The organism is Bartonella sp. CL162QHHD, from assembly GCF_042195435.1.
In the GTDB taxonomy this organism is placed as follows: Bacteria; Pseudomonadota; Alphaproteobacteria; order Rhizobiales; family Rhizobiaceae; genus Bartonella.
Genome location: NZ_JBHIOG010000061.1, coordinates 157,897 through 183,709 on the forward strand (window position 1 = coordinate 157,897; position 25,813 = coordinate 183,709).

The following is a 25,813-nucleotide window of genomic DNA, read 5'->3' on the forward strand; positions in this document are numbered from 1 at the left end:
CACTTATGCGGTTGTTGAAAAAGGAAGTATTACTTTAATCTCATTATTAAGCTTTTTAGCAAAATAATATAATGCAAAGCCATAGGCTATCATGTTTATGAATAGGCAATTCAGAATCGGTTCTTTAGGATTCCAATATTGCATCTGCTCTTGGATAAAGACAGTTTATAAGAAGTGCTTTTCTCCTGTTTTCAAAGATTTTTATCAAAAGACTATAGATATACGATTAAACATTTTTTGTGATACTGAATAGAGTCTTTAAAATGTAAAAACATCACTCTATTGAACACTCTGATTTTAAAACTGCTAACAACGAGCGATGAATTATAAATCAAATAATTAACTCAGTTTTAGAAGAATTTATTCTAAACGAATAGGTTTTGGGAAAATTGACCATGTGGACGAAATCGCCAAAGATAACTTGGCAAGAATGCTGCCATTGCTCTGGGGGTAATTCCCACACCTTCTAGAGTATATCCATTCTCTATAGCTTCTTTAGAAACAATGTTATCCATTTGCAAAAAACGTATCTGATTGGCTGTTACGAGTGTTGGTACAAAAGGCAATTTACCGACTGTTCCCAAAATTCCTCCAATCAATAGACCAGCAGAAAGGGGCATGGATAGGATTGTTTTTTTACGGTGAATAATTTTGAGTATATTTTCAAGAGTATTTTGGAAGGTGATAATCTGGGGACCACCAAGATCATAATTTTTTCCCCAAGCAACTTGTCCATCTAAAGCGCGCGCGATAAACTCAGCAACATCACCAACATACACGGGTTGCAATTTGCTTTGCCCACCTCCAAAAAGAGGCATAATTGGTAAAAAACGTGACAAATCTGCCAAGGTGTTAAAGAAACAGTCCTCTGGTCCAAAGATAACGGATGGACGGATAATAATTGCTTGAGGATGCTTGTTATGAATGATTTGTTCACCCATAAACTTAACACGTGCATAAAGACATGAAGCATTCTCGTTAGCCACAAGTGTTGACATATAGATTAGCGGAATACCAGTTTCTGCTGTTAATTCAGCAACATTGTAAACACCATCAATTTGTGTTTTTTTAAAATTCGATTGATTTGCTTGTTTTAAGCTACCAGGCAAAAACACTGCTGCATCAGCTCCAAGCAATGCGCGTGCAACAGAAGCACGATGCTTGATATCTGTTTTAAGCATTTGGGTTTGTCCTACTTCTCCTATTTGAAGCATGTAATAAGCTTTTTGTGGACAACGAACAGCGATACGAACGCGATACCCCCGCTTAGTCAAAGTTTCAACGACATGTCGTCCTACAAAACCAGATCCGCCAAAAACAGTAATAAGTTTAGGATGTTGATAAAGTGCACAATCAAGTTGCATGATGAAAAAGTCTATCTTTCAAAGTTTTAAAAATGGCTAATTTTTAGCACGGAGGTGTTTTATTGTCACGCAAAATATCGCCCGCAAGATAAAGGGAACCACCAATAAGGACAATTGCCTCTTTATATTCCACCTTAATCTTATGCAAAGCATCTTGTAGATGAGCTTGTGGAGTAGCAAGGATTCCTGCTTTTTGCGCTGATTCAGCTAAGTTTATTGGAGAGATACTTGCATTATTGTTAATCAGCGGTATCGTATATACTTTATCGACAAGGTTTGCTAAGGAACGAAAATAACCGACAGCATCTTTGGTATTGAGCATGCCAGCAATCATAATAATAGGACGATCTGTTTTTTTTCTCCATTGTGCAAGTTCTGCTCCAATAACTTTTCCAGCAGCAGGATTATGACCACCATCTAACCATAAATCGATATTAGGAGACAGTTGATCAACCAAATGTCCTTGGGTAAGATGTTGCATTCGTGCGGGCCAATAAATATTTTTCAAAGCATCATTTATGGCTTGTTCTGAAAGTTGAAAACCTGCTTGAAAGACTGCTTCAAGAGACGCGCCAGCATTAGCAACTTGGTGGTCTCCAATAAGGTTAGGAAGGGGAAGATCCATGAGACCTTGATTGTTTTGAAAAACCATACGTCCATGTTCTTTATAACTTTGATAATCTTGATCAAATAGAGAATAAGATGCTTTATTTTTATTAGCAAGGGGTATTAGAGTAGCAAGAGTTTCTTCATAATTTTGCTTTCCAATGACTACAGGAACGTTTGGTTTGATAATCCCTCCTTTTTGAAAAGCGATTTGAGCAATTGTCTTTCCAAGAAAGATCTCATGATCATAATCAATGGGCATAATAAGTGATACAGCTGGTTTGTTAACGACATTGGTAGCATCAAAATGTCCTCCCAATCCAACTTCTAAAATGACAACATCAGCTGGATGTATACTAAACAGCATAAAGGCAGCGGCTGTAAAAATTTCAAAAATAGTAATCGGCTCTTGACGATTTACTTTTATAATTTCATGGATTGTCTCAGCTAATTGGTTTTCTGTAACAAGTTGACCACCTCCTTTTTGACCTAACCGGCAGCGTTCATTCCAGTTGACGAGATGAGGTGAGCTATAGACATGAACGCGGTAGCCTGCACTTTCCAAAAGAGCACGGCAAATTGCTGAGGCAGATCCTTTGCCATTTGTTCCAGCGATGTGAATAACAGGTGCAAGTTTTAAATGTGGATTACCAAGACGCTCTAAAAGGTGAACAATACGCTCTAAAGAAAGATCAAATTTTTTCGGATAATTTTTTAGTAAATCATCCACCACCCTTTGTATTTGGCTTTGTTGCATAAATTTAAGCTGCTTTTGTTGTAGAAAGCGATGTTTGAGTGTCTGTTGGGGATGGATCGGAAGGGTTAAAAACAGCAGGGCGTTTCATCATCAAGCGTAAAAGACGTGCAATGGTTGTTTTCATGTCTAAACGCGATACAACCATATCAATCATACCATGTTCAAGCAGATACTCACTACTTTGAAAACCTTCTGGTAGGGTTTCGCGTATAGTTTGTTGAATTACACGTGGACCAGCAAAACCAATCATAGCGCCAGGTTCGGCAATGTGAATATCACCAAGCATGGCGTAAGAAGCAGTAACACCACCGGTGGTTGGATTGGTCAGCACAACAATATAGGGAAGTTTTTCTTCTTTCAACATTTCAATCGCTACTGTTGTACGAGGCATTTGCATCAACGAGAGTGTTCCTTCTTGCATGCGTGCACCACCAGAAGCAGCAAAAAGAACCAGCGGGCGCCTTTCAGCAATAGCAGTATCAAAAGCTTTGATAATAGCTTCTCCTGAAGCCATACCGAGTGATCCACCCATAAAGGCAAAATCTTGAACGATTGCAATAATTGGTAAGCCTTCAATCGTACCACGTGCACTTAAAATATTGTCATCAACACCAAGTTTAGAACGATAATCTTTTAACCGGTCAATATAGCGTTTTTCGTCACGAAATTTTAAAGGATCTGTTACAACTTTTGGATTTTCAAGAGTTGTATAAACACCATCATCAAAAAAATGCATGAGACGATTTTTAGCACTGATACGCATATGATGGCCAGAATTGGGAGCTACAAATTGATTAGCTTCCAGATCTTTATGGAAGATCATTTCACCACTGGTAGGATCTTTAATCCATAGATTTTCTGGAATTTCACGGCGCCCCAATATAGAGTTAATTTTAGGACGAACATAATTTGTAATCCAGTTCATCTTTATAACCTTCCTTTAAATATTGTGCATCTTTTGCATGATTTGAAAGAATATAGAACTTAAGCAGTCACATTTGCTTTACCGGTTGAACAAAGGAGTCTATTTAATACTTTTATCAGTGTACGTATAGCTTGTTTTTTAATTTCTAATTTTTCCCATATCATAACAATCATATGCATCATGAAGAGTATTTCCTATAATAAATTTCTCATAAGTTTTAAGAACTTACATTTTTTTATTTTTTACTTTGGTATTAAAATTCACTCCTTGTGTGGTTAACAAACGCCTTATTTTTTAATAAAAATGAATATCCAATTAATCATTCGTATCAACAGTTTTGAAGAAAAGAAACCTTATAGTATAAGGCGCTAACAAGGCTAAAATAATCCATTAAAGATAATGAATACGACAACGCTATATTAGCGAAACGCTAACATCAGAGCAAGGTTTTTTTCAAAAGGTTTCTTTAAAGCGTATGCTTTTTACAATTAAAATTGAATACGCTCAAAATACTCCTATTCCATTGAACTCAATATTGTTTTGAATAAAAACAAGAGGAAAAAGCATGCCGCCAAATAGTAGAAAAGTACAGAGTATTAGGAATTGTGCAAAACAATTAAGCACGTAGCTAAACGAAGTTAAACAACTCTACTGAATAAATAAAAGTAAACAACTTTCCTCCCAAATAGTTATTATTCCTTAATTTTTTAGATATATCATACAAATGCAATAATCTACACTCTGTACAAAAATATTAAAAATTTCTTCTACAACAGCTGCTTTTTAAATTCTTCTTGGTTTTTAAAATTCAAAATTTCTATTCATTAAAACTTTATTTTAAACAAAGAAGCCCTAGCCGTTTTTTATAATGTTCTTGAAAAAAATCTTGTAGTTCAAAGAAAGAAAAAATTATACAGTACATTCTTTAAATATATTTCTTGTTTTTTTTGCGTCTTTCCTTAGTTTATTAATCTATGATTTTTACTGCTGCTTATCGTGCTTTACAACGTCTTTTGACCTCGCAATATCGTATTATGATACTGAAAGCATTGGGGGTTACTTTTTTCACTCTCACCATTTTATGGTTATGTGTGCACCAACTTTTTGTGTCTTACTTTTGGCCCTGGATTGCACAATTTCTTCCTGGACTCCCTAGTTGGGCAGGATGGATTGGTTTTAGCATGCTTATCATTTTTAATCTTGGTTTGGCTCTTTTGTTGGCTTTTTTGATTGCACCAATCGCAGCTATGATTGGTGGTTTTTTCATTGACTCTGCTGCTGAAATTATTGAAAAAGAGGATTACCCAAACGAGCCTATTGGACAAGCTTTGCCGTTTCGGCGTTCTCTTATCATTTCCTTTAAATTTGTTATTTTAAGCCTTCTTGGTAATGGAATTGCTTTTATTTTATTCTTCATACCAGGTATTAATTTAATTGCTTTTTATCTTATTAATGGTTATTTGCTCGGTCATGAATATTTCTTGTTTGCTGCTTATCGTTTTCGAACAGAGCAAGATGCACGTGCTTTTTTACATACTCATTACACAACGGTTTTTGGTGCAGGATTATTGATAGCGCTTTTTGTTTCAATTCCAATTCTTAATTTAGCAACACCGCTTTTTGCAGCCGCCTTTATGACATATTTACACAAAATGCTTTCCCAAAAGACCATGGCACGCATTACACAAAAATAGTGTTCCTTGACTTTAAGGTTAATAAAACTTGCTAGCCAAAGAAAGCATAATATAAAATTTTATGCTTTATCTTTTATTAAAGCAATATATTGATTTATAATGATAATTTATTGTTTCACAACATGAATGAAAAACCTAAATATCATGAGGATTTCTTATTTTAGTCCTATTCATATTAGATCAATTGAAATCGTTTGTTAATATGTCATAAACGGAGGTGGTGTGCAGATAAAAGTACTTTCAAAAAGGCGTGAAATATCTTTTATGAATCCTCTTAATGCAAACATTATCGTCGCATTGAAAACTGAAAAAGAGTATGATGGTGCCGCTTTGTACCTTATATTTCAGTAACAATGGATAGCATAAAGTATTTTATACCATTCATGGAGAGTGTATACTCTTCATAAGAGTGTTTTGGCAATTATTGAAAGATATCTGTGTAAAATAAGCACGTAGTTATATAGGAGTAACGTAGTAGCGCCGTAGATATTCTGATTTTGGGCAACAGATAGAAAATGATTAATATGATAAAAGTGGAAAAAATAAGCTTAGGCGATTGACCGTCCGATCCCATGGAAGAGCTCTTTCTTAAGAGGAAGCAAAGAATGAGAGACACCACTGATGATTAAAAATGATGAGATTTTAAAAGCTATAAGTGCAATGAAATAAGAATTCATTGAAGCACTTTTCGTACAAGTGGTGCACTGTATCAAATAATTTTTAGATAATAACACCATTAATTTATGAAGAGAATTGATCATTTTCAACTTGAATAAGAATCCAAAATATAGAAATATTCTTTAATTTCAAAGTCTCTATTCAACATCAAAAAATTATTTACTTGCACATTATAGACGAGACCAATGTATGGATACAAGGCTTTCGATAGAGGAATAAAAATGCTTTTCATGAATCATTACAATGTGAGGATATCATGGATAAAATTCTAATCTTTGTGGTCTTGGTATTCTGGAGAGAGGACACACACATTTAATCTTAAAGACCGATCACTGAGGAAAATAATAAAGGCGTCAGTTTAGACAGTGGTGCAGTGAATTTTGTCTATACTCTTTATAAGCGTTAATGTGAGATATGCTTTAAATTGCATTGAGATATTATAATATATTGATTTATATATTATTTTTCATAGTGAATAAGAGCTCCAAATAAAGTTGTCATATTTTCTCATTAACTGCTCTCATCATGAAACAATCAAAATCATTTATTTGCATATCATAAATATGACCAATATGGGGATAAAAACATTGAAGAAAGAAAATGCTTTTTATAAATTTTATCCAGTGCAAGAGCTTTGTCAAAATTGATGGTAGCCAAAGTAAATGATAGCTTGTTTTTTATAAGCTGGGGAGACAGTGGTGCAAGAGATCCTACTTTTATGAAGGCTAAGGTGATACGGGATTTTAAAAAAAATATTTCCCAACGCTCGTCACACCCATTTCGCGACAGCGCTTGTGAATGGTATAAGGGCAAAGTTCTCGTGAATAATATAAAACTTATAGGGCATCACTATCTTTACGCTTAATAAAAAGAGCACGCTGGCGCCATCATCCTCAGTGTTGCCCGAGACGGCCCATTATAAGCGTTTTTAGTTCTTTCTTAAACGTTTTGTATTCATACAGCTATCCTTGTTTGCAATGTACAAGAAAATGATTTTTATTGCTTTAACATGAGAGAGATTGGAAATGAGAGAATCTTACGATATTTGGGTTCTAATTTAATATGAACAATGCGAGATTATCATTATAAATCAAAAATATTGTATAACAATCGAGATGGATAGACACCTATTGTCAGTTCTATTTTATAGGTTTTTTTAATATCAACGCGTTTGAAGAGTTATTATTTGCAAAGGGGTATATTTTCCTCATGAGGAGTAGGTGTTTTGGGGGCAAAAAATGATACAATCACGTTTGCTAATTTTTGCGCTACGTGTTGTTTACTCATATGGGGCCATTGTTCAACTTTTTTTCTACTTACGAGATAAACTTGATTTGTATCAGCACCCATGACACCTGTACCATCTAGTTGAAGAGAAATATCATTAGCAAGAATGAAATCAGCTCCTTTTTCAACACATTTTTTTTGCGCATTGGCAATGATATCACATGTTTCTGCAGCAAAACCAATGACCAGTGAGGGGCGGTTTGGAGCGTGTCCAATCGTTGCTAAAATGTCAGGATTTTCGACCATATGAAGGGATGGTGGTATTTTATGAGCATTCTTTTTAATTTTGTGTAAAGACTGCGTTTGACTGCGCCAGTCACAAACAGCGGCAACAAAGATGGCGCCATCAGCAGGCAATGCGGTTTGAACGGCTTGTAACATCTGTTGTGCTGTTTCAACATGAATGGTTTTTACTTCTTGTGGGTCTGCAAGATTAACAGGTCCACAAATAAGTGTTACTTTTGCACCCAAATGCGCAAGAGCGGTTGCGATGGCATGACCTTGTTTACCTGAAGACCGATTAGCAAGATAACGTACTGGATCAATTGGTTCATGGGTAGGGCCAGAGGTAACGATGAAATGGCGGTCAGAGAGAGGTTTTTCATGCCCATTCAAAAGAGCCTCTATGGTAGCAACAATAGTTAAAGGTTCGCTCATGCGCCCATATCCTATCTCGTCACGTTCAGCCATATTTCCGATTTCTGGTCCGATGATATGAACGCCATCTGCGCGCAGTTGTGCAACATTGCGAATAGTGGCAGGATGCGCCCACATGGACGGATTCATGGCGGGTGCAATTAAGAGTGGACAGCGTGCCGCTAAAAGAATGCAATCAGTCAGATCATCTCCTATGCCATTGGCTATTTTTGCAATGCGATTGGCTGTAGCAGGGGCTAAAATAATAAGGTCAGCATTACGTGCTAATCGGATATGTCCAATATCATGTTCTTCTTCGCGTGAAAATAAATCAGTATATACAGTACCACCGCTTAAAGCTTCAGCGGCTAAAGGCGTAATAAATTTTTGCGCTGCTTTTGTCATTACAACTTTTAAGTGTGCTCCACGTTCTTGTAAACGGCGAATCAAATCAAGTGCTTTATAGGATGCAATACTTCCACCAATAATAAGAAGAAGAGATTTTGATTTCAATGATTTCACTTCAACAGCACTAGCATGAAGGGGTTGTGTGGTGAGAGGAGTGGGATTGCTTAAAAGGCGTCGGACTTCTTCTTCCATAGAAATACCATTTTGCGCGGCGCGTATGCGCAAAGCTTCTTTGGTTTCAGGAGACAGGTTACGAATGGTAATACTGGCCATAAAATACCTCCAAGAAATAAAATGATTGCAATGATTTCATTGTTGATATTTTTAGCATATTAAGGAGATTAGAAAAGATGAAAAAAGTAAAAAGTAAGAAAAGTGCAACAAAGTGCAATGATGAAAAGGCTATAACGACCATAACGGTTTCGATGACTTTGTTCCACAGCAAGTTGTTTGAGGGTAGTAGGAGAAAGATTAAAACCTGTTTTTCTCATTTGATTAAAATCTTCTTCTATCCGTTGGAAATTTTGAACCAATTGTGGTGTTTTGCGTGCCAGCGAAAGGAGAGCTTGTGCTCCTTCACTAAAGTCTTTTGCAACGCCTACGGGTCCTAAATTTTTACTAATCCATTCTTTGACAACGGGTTCAGAAGCTTTCCACATATTAAAAGTGGGGTCTAATGTGCGGGCAACGCCTTCCACAACAACCATCGTTTTTTGCAACAATAAAAGTTCAGGTCGCGTTTGCATGTCAAATAATTCAGTGACTTCAAACAATAAAGTGAGCAATTTAGCCATGGAAATGCTTTGTGCTGATTGTCCGTGAATTGGTTCGCCAATAGCGCGGTTGGCTTGCGCAAAGCTTTCAATATTATGGTGTGAAGGAACATAACCTGCCTCAAAATGGGCGCGTGCAACCCGATGGTAATCGCGGGTAATAAAGCCATAAAGGATTTCAGCAAGGAAATGCTTTTCTTTTTTACCAAGCCTTCCTGTAATGCCTAGGTCAACAGCAACAATACATCCTTTTTCATCTACAAATAAATTACCAGGATGCATATCGGCGTGAAAAAAACCATCACGCAATGTATGGCGAAGAAAAGATTGAATAAGCGTAATAGCGAGCGCCTTCAAATCAAAACCTGCTTCTTTAAGTTTGGAAGTTTCGGATATTCTTATACCATCAATCCATTCCATTGTAAGGACATTACGTCCTGTCCGTTCCCAGTCAATACGTGGAACCCGAAAGCCTGTATCATGTTGAATATTTTCAGCCATTTCAGATATAGCTGCTGCTTCTAGGCGTAAATCCATTTCAAGCCGTGTTGTTTGTGCTAAAGTATCCACTACACAAACAGGACGAAGCCTTCGAGAGGCAGGGATATAGCGCTCTTGTAAATGAGCAATGAGATAGAATCCTCTAAGATCTTTAGAAAAACGTGCTCTGATATTGGGACGAATAACTTTTACAGCACATTTTGTCGTATGGCCAGTTTCATCACTGTATTCAGCTGGATGAACTTGAGCAATAGAAGCGGCGGCAATGGGGGGATAAAAATTTACGAATAAATCATCAATAGAGCGACCAAGAGAACTTTCAATTTGAGCAATAGCGGCGGTACAAGAAAATGTTTGGACGCGATCTTGTAGTTGTGACAAATCTTTCGCAATATCATGGCCGACAATATCAGGCCTTGTTGCAAGAAATTGACCAAGTTTTATGTAAGAGGGTCCAAGCTTATTAATGGCATACGAAATATTTTCAGATCGCTGTTTCTTTTTTGTTTTGCGTCTTGCTAATGCGCCCGCTATACGATGACATAGCGCTGGAAATCCTTGAAGATCATCATGAGGAAGAGCACTTAAAACACCTTCACGTGTTAAAACCCATCCTGCACGCATCAATTGAAAGTAAGGGGAAATTTGCACCATTTTTAAATTTTCCAACCTGAATGCAGCGCTGCAATCGCACCGGTGAGATTGCGGTACGATACCCGCGAAAACCCCGCATGCTTGATCATATGGGCAAAATCATCTTGCTTAGGAAATTTGCGGATAGATTCAACCAAATAACGATAAGCATCGCCATCATTTGCGATAAATTGACCCAGCGTAGGGATAGCATGGAAAGACCAAAGATCATAAATTTTATCGAGCCAAGGCATCTCGACATTTGAAAATTCTAAACATAAGAAACGTCCACCGGGCTTTAAAACACGAAAAGCTTCTCTAAGAGCTTGATCAATATGAGGAACATTGCGAATTCCAAAAGCAATCGTGTAAGCGTCAAAGCTTTGATCTTCAAAAGGTAGATTTTCTGCATTGGCTTCAACAAAATCAATCAGAGGGGCAAGACCATTTTTTTGTGCGCGTTTTTTGCCAACGCTGAGCATTGAGCCATTAATATCAAGTACTGTAGCATGGGCTTTTTGGCGTGAAGCATTAAGAATACGAAAAGCAATATCACCTGTACCGCCAGCGACATCAAGAACTTTCCAATGAGAAAGTGCTGGTGGGGAAAGCCAAGCAACCATGGAATTTTTCCACACACGGTGTAGCCCTAAGGATAAGATATCATTCATCTTGTCATAATTTTCAGCGACAGAATGAAACACACCATCCACCATGGATTGTTTTTGCGTTTCATCTACTCTTGTAAAACCAAAAGAGTGCTCCATGCCACCCTTGGTTCCTACACGTTCTGTTTCAATTGCCATGTATATGATCTTCCTTATTTTTCTTTTATCGTAAATGAAATAGAGAGGGAATGTTCAACTACGAAAAAACAACGTATAAAACTACGACATTTACACAGCCAAAAACAGAAGAGTACCTTTAGATATCAAGATTGGCAACGTTTAAGGCATTGTCTTGAATAAAAATACGTCTAGGTTCAACTTCATCACCCATGAGACGAGAAAAAAGTGAATCTGCATCGGTTGCATCATTAATTTTTACTTGTAAAAGAGAACGTGCATTGGGATCAAGCGTTGTTTCCCAAAGTTGTTCAGCATTCATTTCCCCAAGACCTTTATAACGTTGAAGAGTAACACCTTTTTTACCGTTTGTAAAAATGCTTTCTAAGAGGCTCATAGGACCAAAAATACGCTCTGTTTTATCTTTGCGACGTAAAAGAACAGGAGGATGATATATGTCGATAAAATTTTGGGAAATGCGATCAATTTGACGTGCATCAGTTGAATTTATAAGTCCCACATCAAGCGTAACAACATCTTTAACACCACGCAAAATACGCTCAAAACATAAACTTCCATCTGCTGTATATTGTCCACTCCAACCTTGTTCCATATCATCAGCAATCAGATTAAGGCGGTGTGCTATAGTATCTGCTATTTTTTGCGCTTTTTCTTGTGATGCAAAGACTTCAAGATTAAAAGCGCCAACAATTGCTGCTTGTTCAACAATATTACGATCATAACGGGTATGAAGACCATTTAAAAGTTGACGTAATATACGAGCATCTTTAGCGAGTTGATACAAATCAGCCCCTGCACGAACTTCTCCCGTTGAAAGCTCAAGCGTTGTTTCTTCTAATCCAGTATCGATCAAGAATTCTTCAAACGCTGCTTCATTTTTAATATATTGGGAAGATTTTCCACGCGATACTTTATAAAGAGGAGGCTGAGCAATATAAAGATGACCACGTTCAATCAATTCAGGCATTTGTCTAAAAAAGAAAGTAAGCAGCAAAGTTCGAATATGGGCTCCATCAACGTCCGCATCCGTCATGATAATAATCTTATGATAACGTAATTTATCCGGTGAAAATTCATCTTTACCGATAGACGTTCCAAGAGCTGTAATAAGTGTTCCAATCATATCAGATGAGAGCATGCGGTCGAAACGTGCTCGTTCAACATTGAGGATTTTACCACGAAGGGGTAAAATTGCTTGATTTTGACGTGAGCGCCCACTTTTTGCTGAACCGCCAGCCGAATCCCCCTCGACAATAAAGATTTCTGATTTTGCAGGATCACGTTCTTGGCAATCGGCAAGCTTTCCTGGCAGAGAAGTGATATCAAGTGCCCCTTTTCGTCTTGTGAGTTCACGTGCTTTGCGCGCTGCTTCACGTGCTGTTGCAGCTTCTACCACTTTACTAATGAGAAGTTTTGCTTCATGAGGATGTTCTTCCAGCCATACTGAAAGACCTTCATTGACCAAATTTTCAACAATAGGGCGCACTTCAGAAGAGACTAACTTATCCTTTGTTTGTGAAGAAAACTTTGGATCAGGAACTTTGACAGAAAGAATAGCTGTTAATCCTTCACGGCAGTCATCACCGGTTAAGTTCACTTTTTCTTTTTTAGCAATACCTGAAGATTCAGCATAGCCATTAATTTGGCGCGTAAGGGCACTTCTAAAACCTATCAAATGAGTTCCACCGTCACGCTGAGGAATATTATTGGTAAAACACAAGACCTTCTCATGATAGGAATCATTCCACCATAGGGCAACATCAACGCTCATACCATCCTTTTCACTTGCAATATAAATAGGATTATCAAGCAGGGCTTTTTTTGATTGGTCAATATATTTGACAAACTCCGTTAATCCACCTTCATAATGCAATTCAACTGATTTAATATCAGCATGACGCTCGTCAACAAGAAGAATATAAACCCCAGAATTTAGAAAGGCTAATTCCCGTAAGCGGCGCTCCAAAGTTTCAAAATCAAACTCAACCATAGTAAAAGTTTCAGAACTTGGTAAAAATCTGATTTCTGTTCCACTTTCTCTATCGCAATCGCCAATAACTTTTAATGGAGCATCAGCTACCCCGTGGGTAAATGATATTTCATGAATTTTACCATTGCGTTTGATTTGCAATTTAAGCCAAACGGATAATGCATTCACAACAGAGACACCAACACCGTGTAATCCGCCTGAAACTTTATAAGAGTTTTGATCAAACTTTCCGCCGGCATGAAGCTGTGTCATAATAACTTCAGCTGCAGAAATACCTTCTGTTGGATGGATATCTGTCGGAATTCCACGTCCATTATCACGAACAGAACAAGAACCATCAGCATGGAGCGTGACGTTTACAAGAGTAGCATGACCGGCTAGAGTTTCATCAATAGCATTGTCTACAACTTCATAGACCATATGGTGTAAACCCGATCCATCATCAGTATCACCGATATACATACCAGGACGTTTGCGTACAGCATCAAGACCTTTGAGAACTTTGATAGAAGCGGCATCATAGTTATTGCTTTGTACTGGTGAGGTTATTTCATCACTCATAAGTTAGTCCATTCCTGTGTTCAATTTACAATATTTTATCCGCTTTTTTCAAAGCTCAATGTTCTGATCAGTTATTTATGGAATAACCACATTAAATATTTACCGTATATCAGATCTAGATTCAATATCTGTCGATATATAATGGAGAGAATGATGAAATGATAGTGTACTGTTATGCTGTAAAACACGAGGGCGGTGATATAAGGCGAATAAACACTTTTGACTTATACAAAAAGTTGTTTCATAAAACGATGCTATTTACTTTGTTTATTTTTGCATATGCGTAATGTTTTAAAATTAGTTATGCATTTTTGTGTTACTCTAACAGAGGTCTTACTTGTTTTATCCATAAATCAATTTTCAATCCTAATTCTACCATATATTTAAAACAAAGGTTACGAGCTCTCTAAGCAGTTCAAACTTTTGTATGTTAGATTGAGGCGAAAATATTGTGTATATTGGTTTGTGTCATCTTTAAAATGTGAAAAAAGCCTCATTTGAGGAAAATATAAACGCGTAAATATAAAAATACGTTTCCACGATCATCTTTTATATTCAACTTTACAATTTTAAAAAACGTCTACGGTGATGTTTTTGAATAATGAGGGTGATGACGCATTATCTTACGCTTTATGTTTTTCTCATTCCTGTAATGGAGGTTACGTCCCTCATTTAAAACAAAGCACCATTGCGCTGATATTCTCGCGCTTTTTTAAGGAACATCTCTCAATGTTTCCAAACTCATTTTACAACGATGTTTGAATAATATAGCGCAAAATACCCTGTGAATACTACAAGATTCATGTCTCCCACCTTTCCCATCTTGACAATAAAGCACAAACCAGAATCATCATTTTATTTTTCAACTCTTAAATGTTGATGCAACCTTAATGTTGAGAAAAACCTCGGCATTTGAGGGGTATTTTTACTCTTTTCTTCAATAGTATCTATATACTTCCCTAGTTGTGATACGCAAGGAAATGGTCTTAATATTTTAAGATACGCGAGATATTTTGATAAAATAAAGTGTGCCACTAAAGTATATACAGCTTATTTCTTATATTTAAAAAATTAAATCACCTTTCTCTAAAATTACCTTTTATATATTTATTTTGGAAAATTAACATCAGAAATCTAAGCATTTTCAATGGTTTCAAAAAAAATATATGAAAACTGTTAAATTTTTTAACAGTTTTAAAAAATAGCAAGAATTTTATTTATTAAACGCCAGATATTTTGGTGAAGTGCGTTAGATAATAGTTAAGAAGAGTTGCATCTTAGTTTTGAAAAATGGGGGAGAGATTTTGAAAATAAAAAAATCTATATATGTAAAACATCTTCAATTGCGTTTACGGTATCTTTTATTCAATAATCCATACAATATTTTTATTCGTATTTTATTTGTAGCAGGGGGGGTTCTATTTTCCTCTTACGCAGAAGCTGAAAGGCTGCCTTCTTTTTTTGATTCGCATGAACACTTGGTACAACCTGATACAACGGATATCTTTCGTTTGCGTTTTGTAACAACTTTTGATTTTCCTCCTTTTAATTTTATTGATCAAACGGGGCATCTTGCAGGTTATAATATCGATTTATTGCGCGCTATTTGTTCAAAATTAAAATTAGAGAAGCTTTGTGAAGTAGAAGTGATTCCTTGGAAAGAGCTTGTAGAACATGTTGAAAATGGTGATGCGGAAGTCATTATTGCGGGTTTAAAAGAAACAAGTAAAACCCAGCAAGATCTTGTTTTTACAAAGTCATATTTACGTTTTCCAGCGCGATTTGTTGCTTCTCGACGTTTAAATCTCGATGAGCCAATAAGCGATCAATTGATACATTTAACCAGTGGTGTTTTGTCTAAAAGTGTTCACGAAAAACTCTTTCAACATTATTTTCCTAAAGCCAAATGGCAAGGATTTAAAAAGAGAGAAGAGCTCTATAAAGCGTTACAAGAGCGTAAAATTGACCTTATTTTTGATGATGGATTTGCTTTATCATTATGGTTCAAAAAACAAAAATCTGTTGATTGCTGCCATTTTGTTGGGGGGGCATATATGGCGCCACAGTTATTGGGGCAAGGAATGCAGCTTGCTGTTGCAAAAAAGAATGAAAAATTGGTTGATATACTCAATTATGCGCTGAAATCACTAGAAGAAGATGGTAAACTTACAGAACTTTATTTGCGTTATTTTCCAATAAGTTTTTATTGATGAATAGTTTTTTAATTAAGGGCTGTTAATCTTTCTGCGCCTAGTCGATAGGAAATAGCTTCTGCGAGATGATAGCGTGAAAGAGTATCTGATCCGTCAAGATCAGCAATTGTGCGTGCAACTTTGAGAATGCGATGATAAGCGCGTGCAGAGAGGTGCATTTTTTCACTCACATCTCGTAAGAGTATGGTCGCACTTTTATCAGGAATGGCAATCTGTTCTATAATTTTGGCAGGGCAATCGCCATTGGTACGAATATGATCAAACCCCATTGTTGAAAAACGTTTAGCTTGAATGGTACGGCATCGTGCGACGCGTTTGGCAACGTCGCAGCTTTTTTCTGATTGTTCTGGTTGCATAAGGTCCATAGCTGTCAAAGCAGGGACATCAATCCGTAAATCAATTCGGTCAAGCAGAGGACCAGAAATACGGGACTGATAATCGATTTGACAGCGTATTCCTTTAGGGCAAACATGGTCTTTTTCGCCTGCCATACCACATCGGCAAGGATTCATTGCGGCAATGAGTTGGAAGCGAGCAGGATAGCTAATATGGTGATTAGCGCGGGCGATAACTGACTCCCCACTTTCTAAAGGTTGACGAAGAGAATCAAGAACCTGCGGAGAAAATTCAGGCAATTCATCAAGGAATAACACACCATTATGGGCAAGGGAGACCTCTCCCGGTCGTCCTTTAAGCCCCCCACCAATCATTGCGGCCATGGAAGCAGAATGATGTGGGGAACGAAAGGGGCAATGAAGTGAAATGGTATTATGAACCGTTTCTCCTGTAATAGAAGCAATCAGAGAGACATCTAAAAGCTCACGGCTATCAAGAGGTGGCAAAATGGAAGGTAAGCGTTGCGCTAACATAGATTTCCCAGCACCAGGGGGGCCTACAAACAAAAGGTTATGGCGTCCAGCAGCACAAACTTCTAAGGCACGTTTGGCTGTTTTTTGTCCTTTGATTTCGCAAAGATCTGGAAGTTCAGTTTCGATAGTATATTGGCGCGGTTGTGGACGTTTTTGAATTTGGGTTCCTTTGAAATGGTTGACTATAGTGAGCAGAGTCTCTGGAGCAAGAATATTTATTTCTGCATTTGCCCATGCTGCTTCAGGTCCACATTGGAAGGGACAAATCAGCCCTTTATCGAGTGATAAAGCTGTCATGGCGGCTGGTAAAACACCATTAACAGCGGTAAGTGAACCATCCAGTGATAATTCTCCTAAAATGATATAGTCTTGTGCTACTTCAGGAGGGAGGATTCCCATAGCAAGCATTAAGCCTACGGCGATTGGCAAATCATAATGCGATCCCTCTTTAGGCAAATCAGCTGGTGCAAGATTAATCGTAATTCGTTTAGTAGGCATAGAAAGTCCACAAGCGTGGAGGGCTGCTTGTACACGTTCACGGCTTTCTGCAACTGCCTTATCAGCTAATCCAACAATAGCCATTCCTATTTTACCAGACGAAATCATAACCTGTACATCGACAGGGACTGCTTCTAGACCGCGAAAAGCAACAGTTGTAATACGTGCGATCATTTATTTATTTTCCCCCTTTAGACTTGGTAGAGACAATCATATCTATTTATAAAAATCAAGAAGCATCTCTATGGTTTTTTTTATAGAGAGATCTATATACATGGGCAGTTTTTAGCGTTCTCATGGAAAGTCATTTGTACAAATTTAACCATGATAATATGGGACGCAATAAAACATTTATAATAAGCTAAATAAATATGTTAAGAAAAAAAGAATGAGGCTGTTCGTGTTATACAACAGTGCAGAATTTTATGAAAATATAAGGGGAGGGTGACGTTATGTATCGCAGAGTGTTATTTGATGTGATAAAACGCGTAAAATGTGCAAAGTAATTATATTTACCTTTCTTATTTTTATATTATTTAAAGCGTAGTAGATGCAAAGTGTATTATAAGGTATCTGATTTTATGGTATACCAGACAAGAATTTTGTTAAAATCAGGGACTGTGCGCTGTGTCTTTATAGGCTTGTGTTTTTCTTTTTCTTTTCCACAGCCTCTTGCTGCATTTGATTTTTTCGGCATTCCTCTTTTTGGTAAAAAGAAAACAAATTCTCCTTCACATTATGCCAAAAGTACAGAGAGATTTTATAAAGTTGATGTTATTGCACCGCCAGGAGCGCCATTAGAAGGTATAAAAATAGTTAAATCTGTTTCTTCTCTTGTTGCTGATAAAGAGAAAGCATCCGCTAGTTCTTCTGGTTTGCTAGCCAAGGCGCGTTCAGATTATCGAGCAATTCTTTCTGCTCTTTATGCTGATGGACGCTATGGTGGTGTTATTAGTATTAAAATTAATGGCTTAGAAGTCGCTGATTTAAGTCCGGTAACTCAACTTCCAACACAATCGAATATCGTTATTACAATTAATGCTGGTCCACAATATGTTTTTAGTATTGCCAATATTGATAAAGTAGCTCCGTTTGAAAAACGTAAAGCGCATAAAATGCCCACAATTGAAGAATTGGGCTATAAAGTTGGGGCTATTGCTAAATCTGAAACCATTTTGAAAGCAGAAAAATGGGCGATAGAAGGATGGCGGCAACAAGGTTATGCTAAAGCTAAAATTATGAAGAGTGAAGTCGTGGCTGATCATGCTACATTGCGTGTTGAAGGACGGATTGTTGTTGGTCCTGGACAAAAGGCTCATTATGGTCCTTTAAGTGTGCGTAATATAAGTAAGAAACCACGTGTAGATTCAGCTTATATCGCGTGGATGACTGGATTGAAACCAGGGCAGATATACGATTCCGATGCGTTAGCTAAGGCAAATGAACGTCTTGCGCGCCTTGGTGTTTTTCGTGCTATCAATATACGTGAGGCTGATACTATTAATCTAGATGGTAGTTTACCGCTTATGCTTGTTGTACAAGAACGTAAACCGCGTCGTTTTGGTGTAGGCGGTAGCTATTCAACATTAGATGGTGCTGGTTTTGAGACTTATTGGATGCATAACAATCTTTTGGGTCATGCAGAGACTCTTAAAATTGAAACAAAAATAAGTGGTGTTGGTAGCAATAAAAAGCAATCATATAATTTTAAAAATTTTGATTATCTTTTCGGTGGCACGTTTATAAAGCCTGGTGTACTCACGCCAGATACAGATCTCAGGTCAGAATTAAAAATACAACAAGATGTTTTAGAAAATTATACGACAAAAGCCATCAAAGGAAAATTAGGTATTACGCATATTTTCAATGGTAATCTATCGGGACAGGCTGCTGTAGAAGTTTCAAATGGTTATTCACGTGATATCTATTTTGGGAGCCGTAATTTTACAACAATCGGTTTCCCTAGCGGCTTGATTTACGATAGTCGTAATAATAAGTTTAATGCAACAAAAGGTTTATATGGTGAAGTTTTCATTGAGCCTTTTTATGAGATGCGTTTTAGCAACTTTGTTGCAAAAGTAACAGCAGAAGGTCGTTCTTATTGGGCGTTGGATGAAGGGGATCGTTTTGTTGTTGCTGCGCGGGCAAAGCTTGGTACAATTCTTGGGAATGATACAGCACAAGTACCCGCAAATACGCTTTTTTTTGCTGGTGGTGGGGGCTCTGTTCGTGGTTATGCTTACCGTAATATTGGTATCAAAATAGAAAATGATGCGGTTGTTGGTGGACGGGCGCTTATTGAGGGATCGGCAGAATTGCGTGTTTCTTTAAATGATAAAATAGGGGTTGTCGGTTTTCTTGATGGAGGTTTAGTAGGGGAAAAGGCGAATTTTGATTTTTCTCAAAAAATTAAATGGGGAGCCGGTATAGGAGGACGTTATATGACGGGTCTTGGTCCTTTACGCGTTGATTTAGCCTTTCCTTTAAAGAGAGAGAAGGGTGACCCTCGCATTGGTTTTTATGTGGGTATAGGGCAAGCATTTTAATGAAAAAAGGTGTACGTTTATCAGCTTTCTTCTTTGTATTTTTGTTTTTTGGGGTGGGTGGTTTTGTTTTTGCGCAAAGAGGAGACATTCTTCCCTCTAGCGAAATGAAAACAGATGATCGCTCATGGTTTGTTTCTTTAATTGAACGAAAGCTTTCAGCGCCTAATCGTCAAGTTCGTTTACACAATATGCAAGGGACACTGTCTTCTCAAACATCAATTGATACTATTACTGTCAGTGATAAAAAAGGGGTTTGGCTTAAAATTACCAATGCTAAAATGGATTGGAATCGTCTAGCATTGCTGAGAGGGCGGATGGATATTAACCAGCTTTCGGCAGAACAGGTTACATTCTTACGCAAACCGCAAGGCAATTCTTCTTTTGTTTCTTCCCTTGAGACGGGTAAGTTCTCTTTACCAAAATTACCGCTTGCTCTTTCTATCAATACGCTTACTGCTCAACATGTGACATTTGAACAGAATCTTTTTGGTTTTTCTGCTGATATGTCCTTAAAAGGCAATTTCACCTTGGCTAGTGGTAATTTTGATGTCGATATAGCGGCGCATCGTTTAGATGCACCGGGTTCTTTTTCTGTTCTCACCAAGATATCTGATAGTAATCGTACAGCTCAAATTGATATTTCTGCTAACGAACCACAAAATGGTATTTTGGCAAATATTTTTAACATTGAACAATGTCCAGCATTAAATCTCGTCCTGAAAGGTGATGGTACTTTTGATGATTTGGTTATCAAACTTTCTTTAGAGTCTGATCATCATTCTATTGTAGATGGTAATGTTATTCTTGCAAGTGTTCCAGAAGGACAGAGTTTTTCTACGAAACTAGAGGGAACACTGAGCCCTTTAATACCTTCTCAATATCGTAGTCTCTTCGAATCTAATATAACATTAAAAGCAAAGGCAAGAAGAACAAAAGAAGGTGTGACACACCTTGATCAGATGGTTATTCAGAACAAAGCAATGAACGTTATAGCCAATGCTGAAATAACCGCCGATGGATTTTTGCGACGGCTTTTTGTTGATGGAAAAATGGCTCTTGATAACGAAAAGGATTCTGTTCATTTACCTATATCAGACGTGCCAAAATCTGCGAATACTCTTGCTTTGAACATTGACTATGGTCGCGAAGGTCAACAATCTTGGAGTGGGCGGTTGGTTGTAAATCATTTAAGCAATAAAAATATTTATATTCGCGATGCAATTTTTGATATGGGAGGAGTAAGCGAAAATCTTGATAATGCAGCTTCTCGTCATGTTGGTGTTCAGGTTAAAGGGACGCTTCAAGGGGTTAAAAAGATTAAGGGAGCGTTAGTAGAAAATTTAAGCCAAGCGGTTCATGTGCATTTAGATACGGATATTGTTTCGAACAAACCAATTTTGATTCATGATCTGAGTGTTACGGCTCAGGGTTTTTCTTCTTGGTTAAAAGGGACAATGGAGAATTTTGTTTTTAAAGGCGATCTCGGTTTAAAAGCTCAAACATTAACTCCTTTGGAAGTGTTCAGTAAACAATCACTTTCTGGTAGTGCAGATATTAAAGCCAAAGGAACGATCAGTTTATTGAGTGGTATTTTTGATCTCCAATTATCAGGAATGGCTGACGATATGAAAATAGGCATGCAGTCTTTTGATCGTTTATTCAAAGGAAACATCACTCTTTCAGGTGGTGTTACTCGAAATACGAGGGGTGTCATTTTTCGTCATTTTAATTTGAAAAATCAATATACAAACATAGAGGCTAATGGTTATTTTTCAGATGAAAGCGCTAAAATGGATCTATCTGCTCAAATATCTGATTTGTCCAAATTAGATCCAAAGATAAGCGGTGCGCTTACAATTCAAAGTACGGCGAGAGGGCGCAATAGCCATATAAAACTAAATACACGTGCCCATATTGCTGAAGCATTAATTGTAGGGAAGAAACTTCAAAACACAACACTTAACATAGATGCATTTGTAGATAATACAGCACCAATTACTTCTTTAACGGGGGTGGTAAAAGGTGAAGGGATTTTTGCTAAGAAACCTTTGCATTTATCGGCCTCTTTTGAAGATTCTCATAAAATTCGAAAACTTAAAAATATCGATATTAGAGGGGGAAGTGCAAAAATAACGGGTGATCTTTCTCAACAACTTGGCGGTTTTTTGAAAGGAGCGCTGCATATTGATGCCGATGATATTTCCGTACTTTCAGCGTTATTTTTGCAGGATGGTAGTGGAAAAGTAAAAGGAGATTTTATTTTTGATGAACAAAATGGCAGACAAAAAACCAATGTGAAGGCGCATGTTAACCATTTGAATTTTTCCAAGAATAAAATAAAAAAATTGGCAATAGATGCTGACATATTCGATCCTTTTGGCATGACTCAGTTTGAAGGAGTTATCAATGCAGAACATATTCAAACACCTTTGGTAATGATCAATCGTTTAAATGCTCACGCTGATAGGAATAATGGACAAACGGTTTTTACTGTCCAAGCGATGTTGCATGATACTCTCAATGCACGGCTTTCTGGTCGTTTAATGGTTGAGGAACTTCCAGAAAGTATAAAACGAGAAGTGCAAATTGAAACTGTGGACTTAAAACAACATACTTTTCATGCAACATTGCCGAAGCCATCCATAATTGCTTTTGATAAAGATGGAATGACAATCAATGAATTAGGAATTGCAATAAATGGAGGCAACATCATCTTAGCAGGGAATATTCAAGATACCATGAATTTGCAACTTACAATGAATGCGCTTCCTGCTGCTTTAGTCAATCTGTGGAAATCCGATCTTGGAGCAGCAGGGAGTGTAACAGGGCAGGTTATGATTCGTGGTCATTTAAAAAAACCTAATATAACTTACGATATAAAAGGTGAGGGACTGACAACCGTTGCTTTTCAAGATAAAAAAATTATGCCTTTTTCTCTTTCTGCTACGGGGAACACTGTAGATCAAAATCTTACTTTGAATGCAAATTTAACAGGAGAAGGAGTACAAGCACAAGCTCAGGGGCATGTATCTCTAGAGAAAAATGCGCTTGATTTTCATATTAATTTGCAAAATTTATCTGCACGTTTGGCGAATGGTTTTATTGCAGGACAAGCGCTTGATGGGACAGTGATAGGTAAAGTTGATATTGGTGGAACAATGAAGGATCCATCTGCTCATTTTGAGCTTTCTAGTCAAAATTTAACCGCTATGACGCATAAAGGACCGATGTCAATCAATATAAATGCTCGTGGTTCTTATAAAAAATCGACATTTCATATTGAAAATATGATAGCTACTGGAGATAAAGGATTAGATCTTTCCATCCATGGGCCTGTGTCTCTTAATGGTTCAGAGGCAAAATTAAACGTTAAAGGGATAATGCCTCTTGATTTTGTTAATCTCTTATTAGCCAAGCGTGGTGCACATATAACGGGTACAGCAAGAATTGATACAGCTCTTAATGGGGCGTTATCAAAGCCACAATTGTTAGGAAATATTTCTATAGGCGACGGTAGCTTTTTTGATTCACAAACAAATGTAGGATTGAATAATATAAAGCTTGAAGGCAAATTGAAAGGTGATCATATCCTTATAGAGAAAGCTTCAGCTTCTTCGTTTGAGGGGGGGGGGGATTTCTGCTTCAGGTCGTATCTCTAATAGTCTAGAGACAGATTTGATATTTCATCTTGATAATGCCAATTATAATGATGGTTCTATGATTCTGGCAACATTATCAGGTGAGATGACAATGACAGGTCATTTTTTAAATAATCTTGTTCTTGGTGGTGATATCATCGTTGAAAAAGCTGAAGTTTTTGTTCCTGATCATTTTAAAAGTGCCAAGTTTCTTGATGTTAGAAATAAGAATTTAACTAAATCGATTCAAACAACACTTGAACGTGCTGATGTTAAGAACACGAACAAAAGCAAAAGCCGTATAGTTACACAAGAATCGTCATCTGTCGTGCTATCAAATATGCGTATTACAGCACGCAATCAATTTTTTGTACGCGGAAAAGGCTTAGATGCTGAACTGGGAGGACGCATTAATCTAGCAGGTCCATTGAATGATGTGCATCCAGTTGGTGAATTTAGAATGATTCGTGGACGTTTTGATATCCTGTCGCAACGTCTTAATTTTGATCAAGGACAAGCGAGTTTTAGTGGTAATCTTAATCCTACGGTTTATTTTGTAACCAACAATAACAGTGGTGATATTCGCGTCACTGTAACTGTAAGTGGGACGGTTGATAATCTTGATATTAATTTTTCTTCACAACCAAATTTGCCTCAGGATGAGATTTTGGCTCGTTTGATTTTTAATCGCTCTCTTAATGAATTATCACCATTTCAGATTGCTCAACTTGCAGCAGCAGCGGCTGATCTTGCAGGTGCTTCTAATACATCTTTGTTGAATACTTTACGAACTAAAATTGGACTTGATGATCTTGATGTTATCGTTAATGAGAAGGGTAATACAGGCTTACGTATTGGACGCTACATACACAATAATATTTATTTGGGCTTTGAAGCAGGGTCTGATGGAACGACGAAAGGGACAATTAATTTAGATATTTCGCGTCATCTCAAAGCTAAAGGTGCTATAGGAAATGAACAAAATTCTAGTATAGGTCTCTTTTATGAAAGAGATTATTAAAGATTGAATTTTAAAAAAACAATTTCTTCGTTTTTTGTCTTTCATTTCTAAATCTGAGGAAGGAGGCATAGACTAGAAATCCTATAAAAGAAGAAGCTTTTTGTTGAGGCGTGAAGAGATATATCTGAAATATTCGATTTTTTGTTATGCTATTCTCTAAAGGGACAAAATCTTCACGAAAGATAGTATGTTATTTTGCTGCTATATATTTATTTTAGAGAAATACCTTACCTTGTTTTCAAGCCCATATCGTGCTGTTGCCTAAAGAATGTAGTGTGTGCAATATATTGATTTATAAAGATAATTTATTGTTATTCAACTTGAATTAGAACTTTGAATATCGTACGAATCTCTTTCGTATTGAATCAATCAAAACCATTCGGCTTGTATGCTACAAGCGGGGAATCCTGTGTGGATAAAACTATTAAGAAATGACTAAAAATGCCTCTTATGAATCATCTCGAGAGCTAAGAGCTGTCGCAACATTAGGGACTGGCAGAATAGTGTGAATGGTGCCGGTTTATTACTCCATAAGCGTAAAGATAGAGGGGTTAATGGATTTATCGTTATACAATTCACGAATGTTATCGCGAAATGGGCTTAGGGAAGACTTTGAGAGAGGTCTCTTTAAAACAAGTACGTGAATTTGCAACACAATGGCATTCTGTTTTTACGTGAAGGACATGATTCCATTAAAGACCGTCAAAAGCATGAGGCAAGCAGAGAATTCATAAGATACCAATTTTATTGTCAAACGCATTTAAAGCAATATTTTTTAATAATAAAAATTACCTATTATTTTAGATTTTTGTTTATTGTGTCTTGAATGAGATCACTTTTCTTATAACGAATAGCTCCCCAAACAGAATACTCCAAAATATAACATTATTGTGTTGCAAGTTTATGTACTTGTTTTAAAGGAACATTTCTCAATGTGCGCTTGAGTCTATTTCATAAGATTGCTTGTGAAATGGTATACAGTACCTCTTATGAATGGTATAAAATCTACACTACCGTTATTAATAAAGGTATAAGTATTTGCTAAAGCTATAAGCCGGCATTATCATTCTATTTTCCAGCTTTTTATGTTGCTGACAATCTTTTCACTTGAAAGTGTAGAGGTATTTTTATTGCTTATCTTAAGAGTTTTTATGCATATACCAATATCTCTTATGACGTACAACAAGCGCTTTTGATTGATTCATCATAAATATAAAGAAAGTTTGCAATAAGCAAATTACATCTTATCTTTTGCATTCAACAAAACAACGAGTAAAGTTTTCATCTAAATCCAAGAATTTTATTTTCAATAAACCATAAATTCTTTACCAATTCTTGATTGAAGTAATGCTTTTTCTTGATAACAAGTCTTTTTTTATAAATGGAGCATTACCTTCTATCCATTTTTT

The 25,813-nt window shown here is 36.9% G+C and carries 11 protein-coding genes and 1 pseudogene; 4 read left to right on the forward strand and 8 right to left on the reverse strand.

Features of this window, described 5'->3' with window-relative positions; genetic code table 11:
• Positions 1 to 365: 365 nt before the first annotated feature.
• Genes ACFILD_RS06310 through accD form a run of 3 tightly spaced genes read right to left on the reverse strand, consistent with a single transcriptional unit; the run spans position 366 to position 3,652 of the window.
• The gene (locus ACFILD_RS06310) at positions 366 to 1,364 is read right to left on the reverse strand and encodes a complex I NDUFA9 subunit family protein (protein ID WP_273790204.1); all 999 of its coding nucleotides are present in this window, start codon (positions 1,362 to 1,364) and stop codon (positions 366 to 368) included.
• 43 nt (positions 1,365 to 1,407) lie between these two features.
• Positions 1,408 to 2,727 carry a folylpolyglutamate synthase/dihydrofolate synthase family protein gene (locus tag ACFILD_RS06315; RefSeq protein WP_273790205.1) on the reverse strand — a complete coding sequence of 440 codons (1,320 nt, stop codon included), beginning with the start codon at positions 2,725 to 2,727 and terminating at the stop codon, positions 1,408 to 1,410.
• A 4-nt stretch (positions 2,728 to 2,731) separates the two neighbouring features.
• Complete coding sequence (gene accD, locus ACFILD_RS06320) at positions 2,732 to 3,652, reverse strand: acetyl-CoA carboxylase, carboxyltransferase subunit beta (RefSeq protein ID WP_375664907.1); 921 nt, start codon at positions 3,650 to 3,652, stop codon at positions 2,732 to 2,734.
• 974 nt (positions 3,653 to 4,626) lie between these two features.
• On the opposite strand from accD, the gene ACFILD_RS06325 reads away from it, so the two are divergent.
• The gene (locus ACFILD_RS06325) at positions 4,627 to 5,346 is read left to right on the forward strand and encodes a sulfate transporter family protein (RefSeq protein ID WP_375630592.1); all 720 of its coding nucleotides are present in this window, start codon (positions 4,627 to 4,629) and stop codon (positions 5,344 to 5,346) included.
• A 1,860-nt stretch (positions 5,347 to 7,206) separates the two neighbouring features.
• Here the strand turns inward: ACFILD_RS06325 and coaBC are convergent.
• From coaBC to gyrB, 4 genes are all read right to left on the reverse strand, one after another.
• A complete protein-coding gene (gene coaBC, locus ACFILD_RS06330; RefSeq protein WP_375630590.1) occupies positions 7,207 to 8,628 on the reverse strand; it encodes a bifunctional phosphopantothenoylcysteine decarboxylase/phosphopantothenate--cysteine ligase CoaBC in 1,422 nt (473 codons plus the stop codon).
• A 68-nt stretch (positions 8,629 to 8,696) separates the two neighbouring features.
• Complete coding sequence (gene ubiB, locus ACFILD_RS06335) at positions 8,697 to 10,283, reverse strand: 2-polyprenylphenol 6-hydroxylase (protein ID WP_273790209.1); 1,587 nt, start codon at positions 10,281 to 10,283, stop codon at positions 8,697 to 8,699.
• A gap of 2 nt (positions 10,284 to 10,285) precedes the next feature.
• Positions 10,286 to 11,068: a bifunctional demethylmenaquinone methyltransferase/2-methoxy-6-polyprenyl-1,4-benzoquinol methylase UbiE gene (ubiE, locus tag ACFILD_RS06340; protein ID WP_273790210.1), complete on the reverse strand. Its 783-nt coding sequence runs from the start codon at positions 11,066 to 11,068 to the stop codon at positions 10,286 to 10,288.
• Between the two features lie 118 nt (positions 11,069 to 11,186).
• A complete protein-coding gene (gene gyrB / locus ACFILD_RS06345; protein ID WP_273790211.1) occupies positions 11,187 to 13,619 on the reverse strand; it encodes a DNA topoisomerase (ATP-hydrolyzing) subunit B in 2,433 nt (810 codons plus the stop codon).
• Between the two features lie 1,304 nt (positions 13,620 to 14,923).
• Between gyrB and ACFILD_RS06350 the strand changes: the two genes are divergently transcribed.
• A complete protein-coding gene (locus ACFILD_RS06350; protein ID WP_273790212.1) occupies positions 14,924 to 15,829 on the forward strand; it encodes a transporter substrate-binding domain-containing protein in 906 nt (301 codons plus the stop codon).
• An 11-nt stretch (positions 15,830 to 15,840) separates the two neighbouring features.
• On the opposite strand, the gene ACFILD_RS06355 is transcribed toward ACFILD_RS06350, so the two are convergent.
• Positions 15,841 to 17,373: a YifB family Mg chelatase-like AAA ATPase gene (locus tag ACFILD_RS06355; protein WP_375630585.1), complete on the reverse strand. Its 1,533-nt coding sequence runs from the start codon at positions 17,371 to 17,373 to the stop codon at positions 15,841 to 15,843.
• Positions 17,374 to 17,780: 407 nt separating this feature from the next.
• On the opposite strand from ACFILD_RS06355, the gene ACFILD_RS06360 reads away from it, so the two are divergent.
• Positions 17,781 to 19,745 carry an autotransporter assembly complex family protein gene (locus ACFILD_RS06360; protein ID WP_375657975.1) on the forward strand — a complete coding sequence of 655 codons (1,965 nt, stop codon included), beginning with the start codon at positions 17,781 to 17,783 and terminating at the stop codon, positions 19,743 to 19,745.
• Positions 19,745 to 24,404: pseudogene (locus ACFILD_RS06365) on the forward strand (translocation/assembly module TamB domain-containing protein). The gene ACFILD_RS06360 and the pseudogene ACFILD_RS06365 overlap by 1 nt, the downstream one beginning before the upstream one ends.
• Positions 24,405 to 25,813: the final 1,409 nt, after the last annotated feature.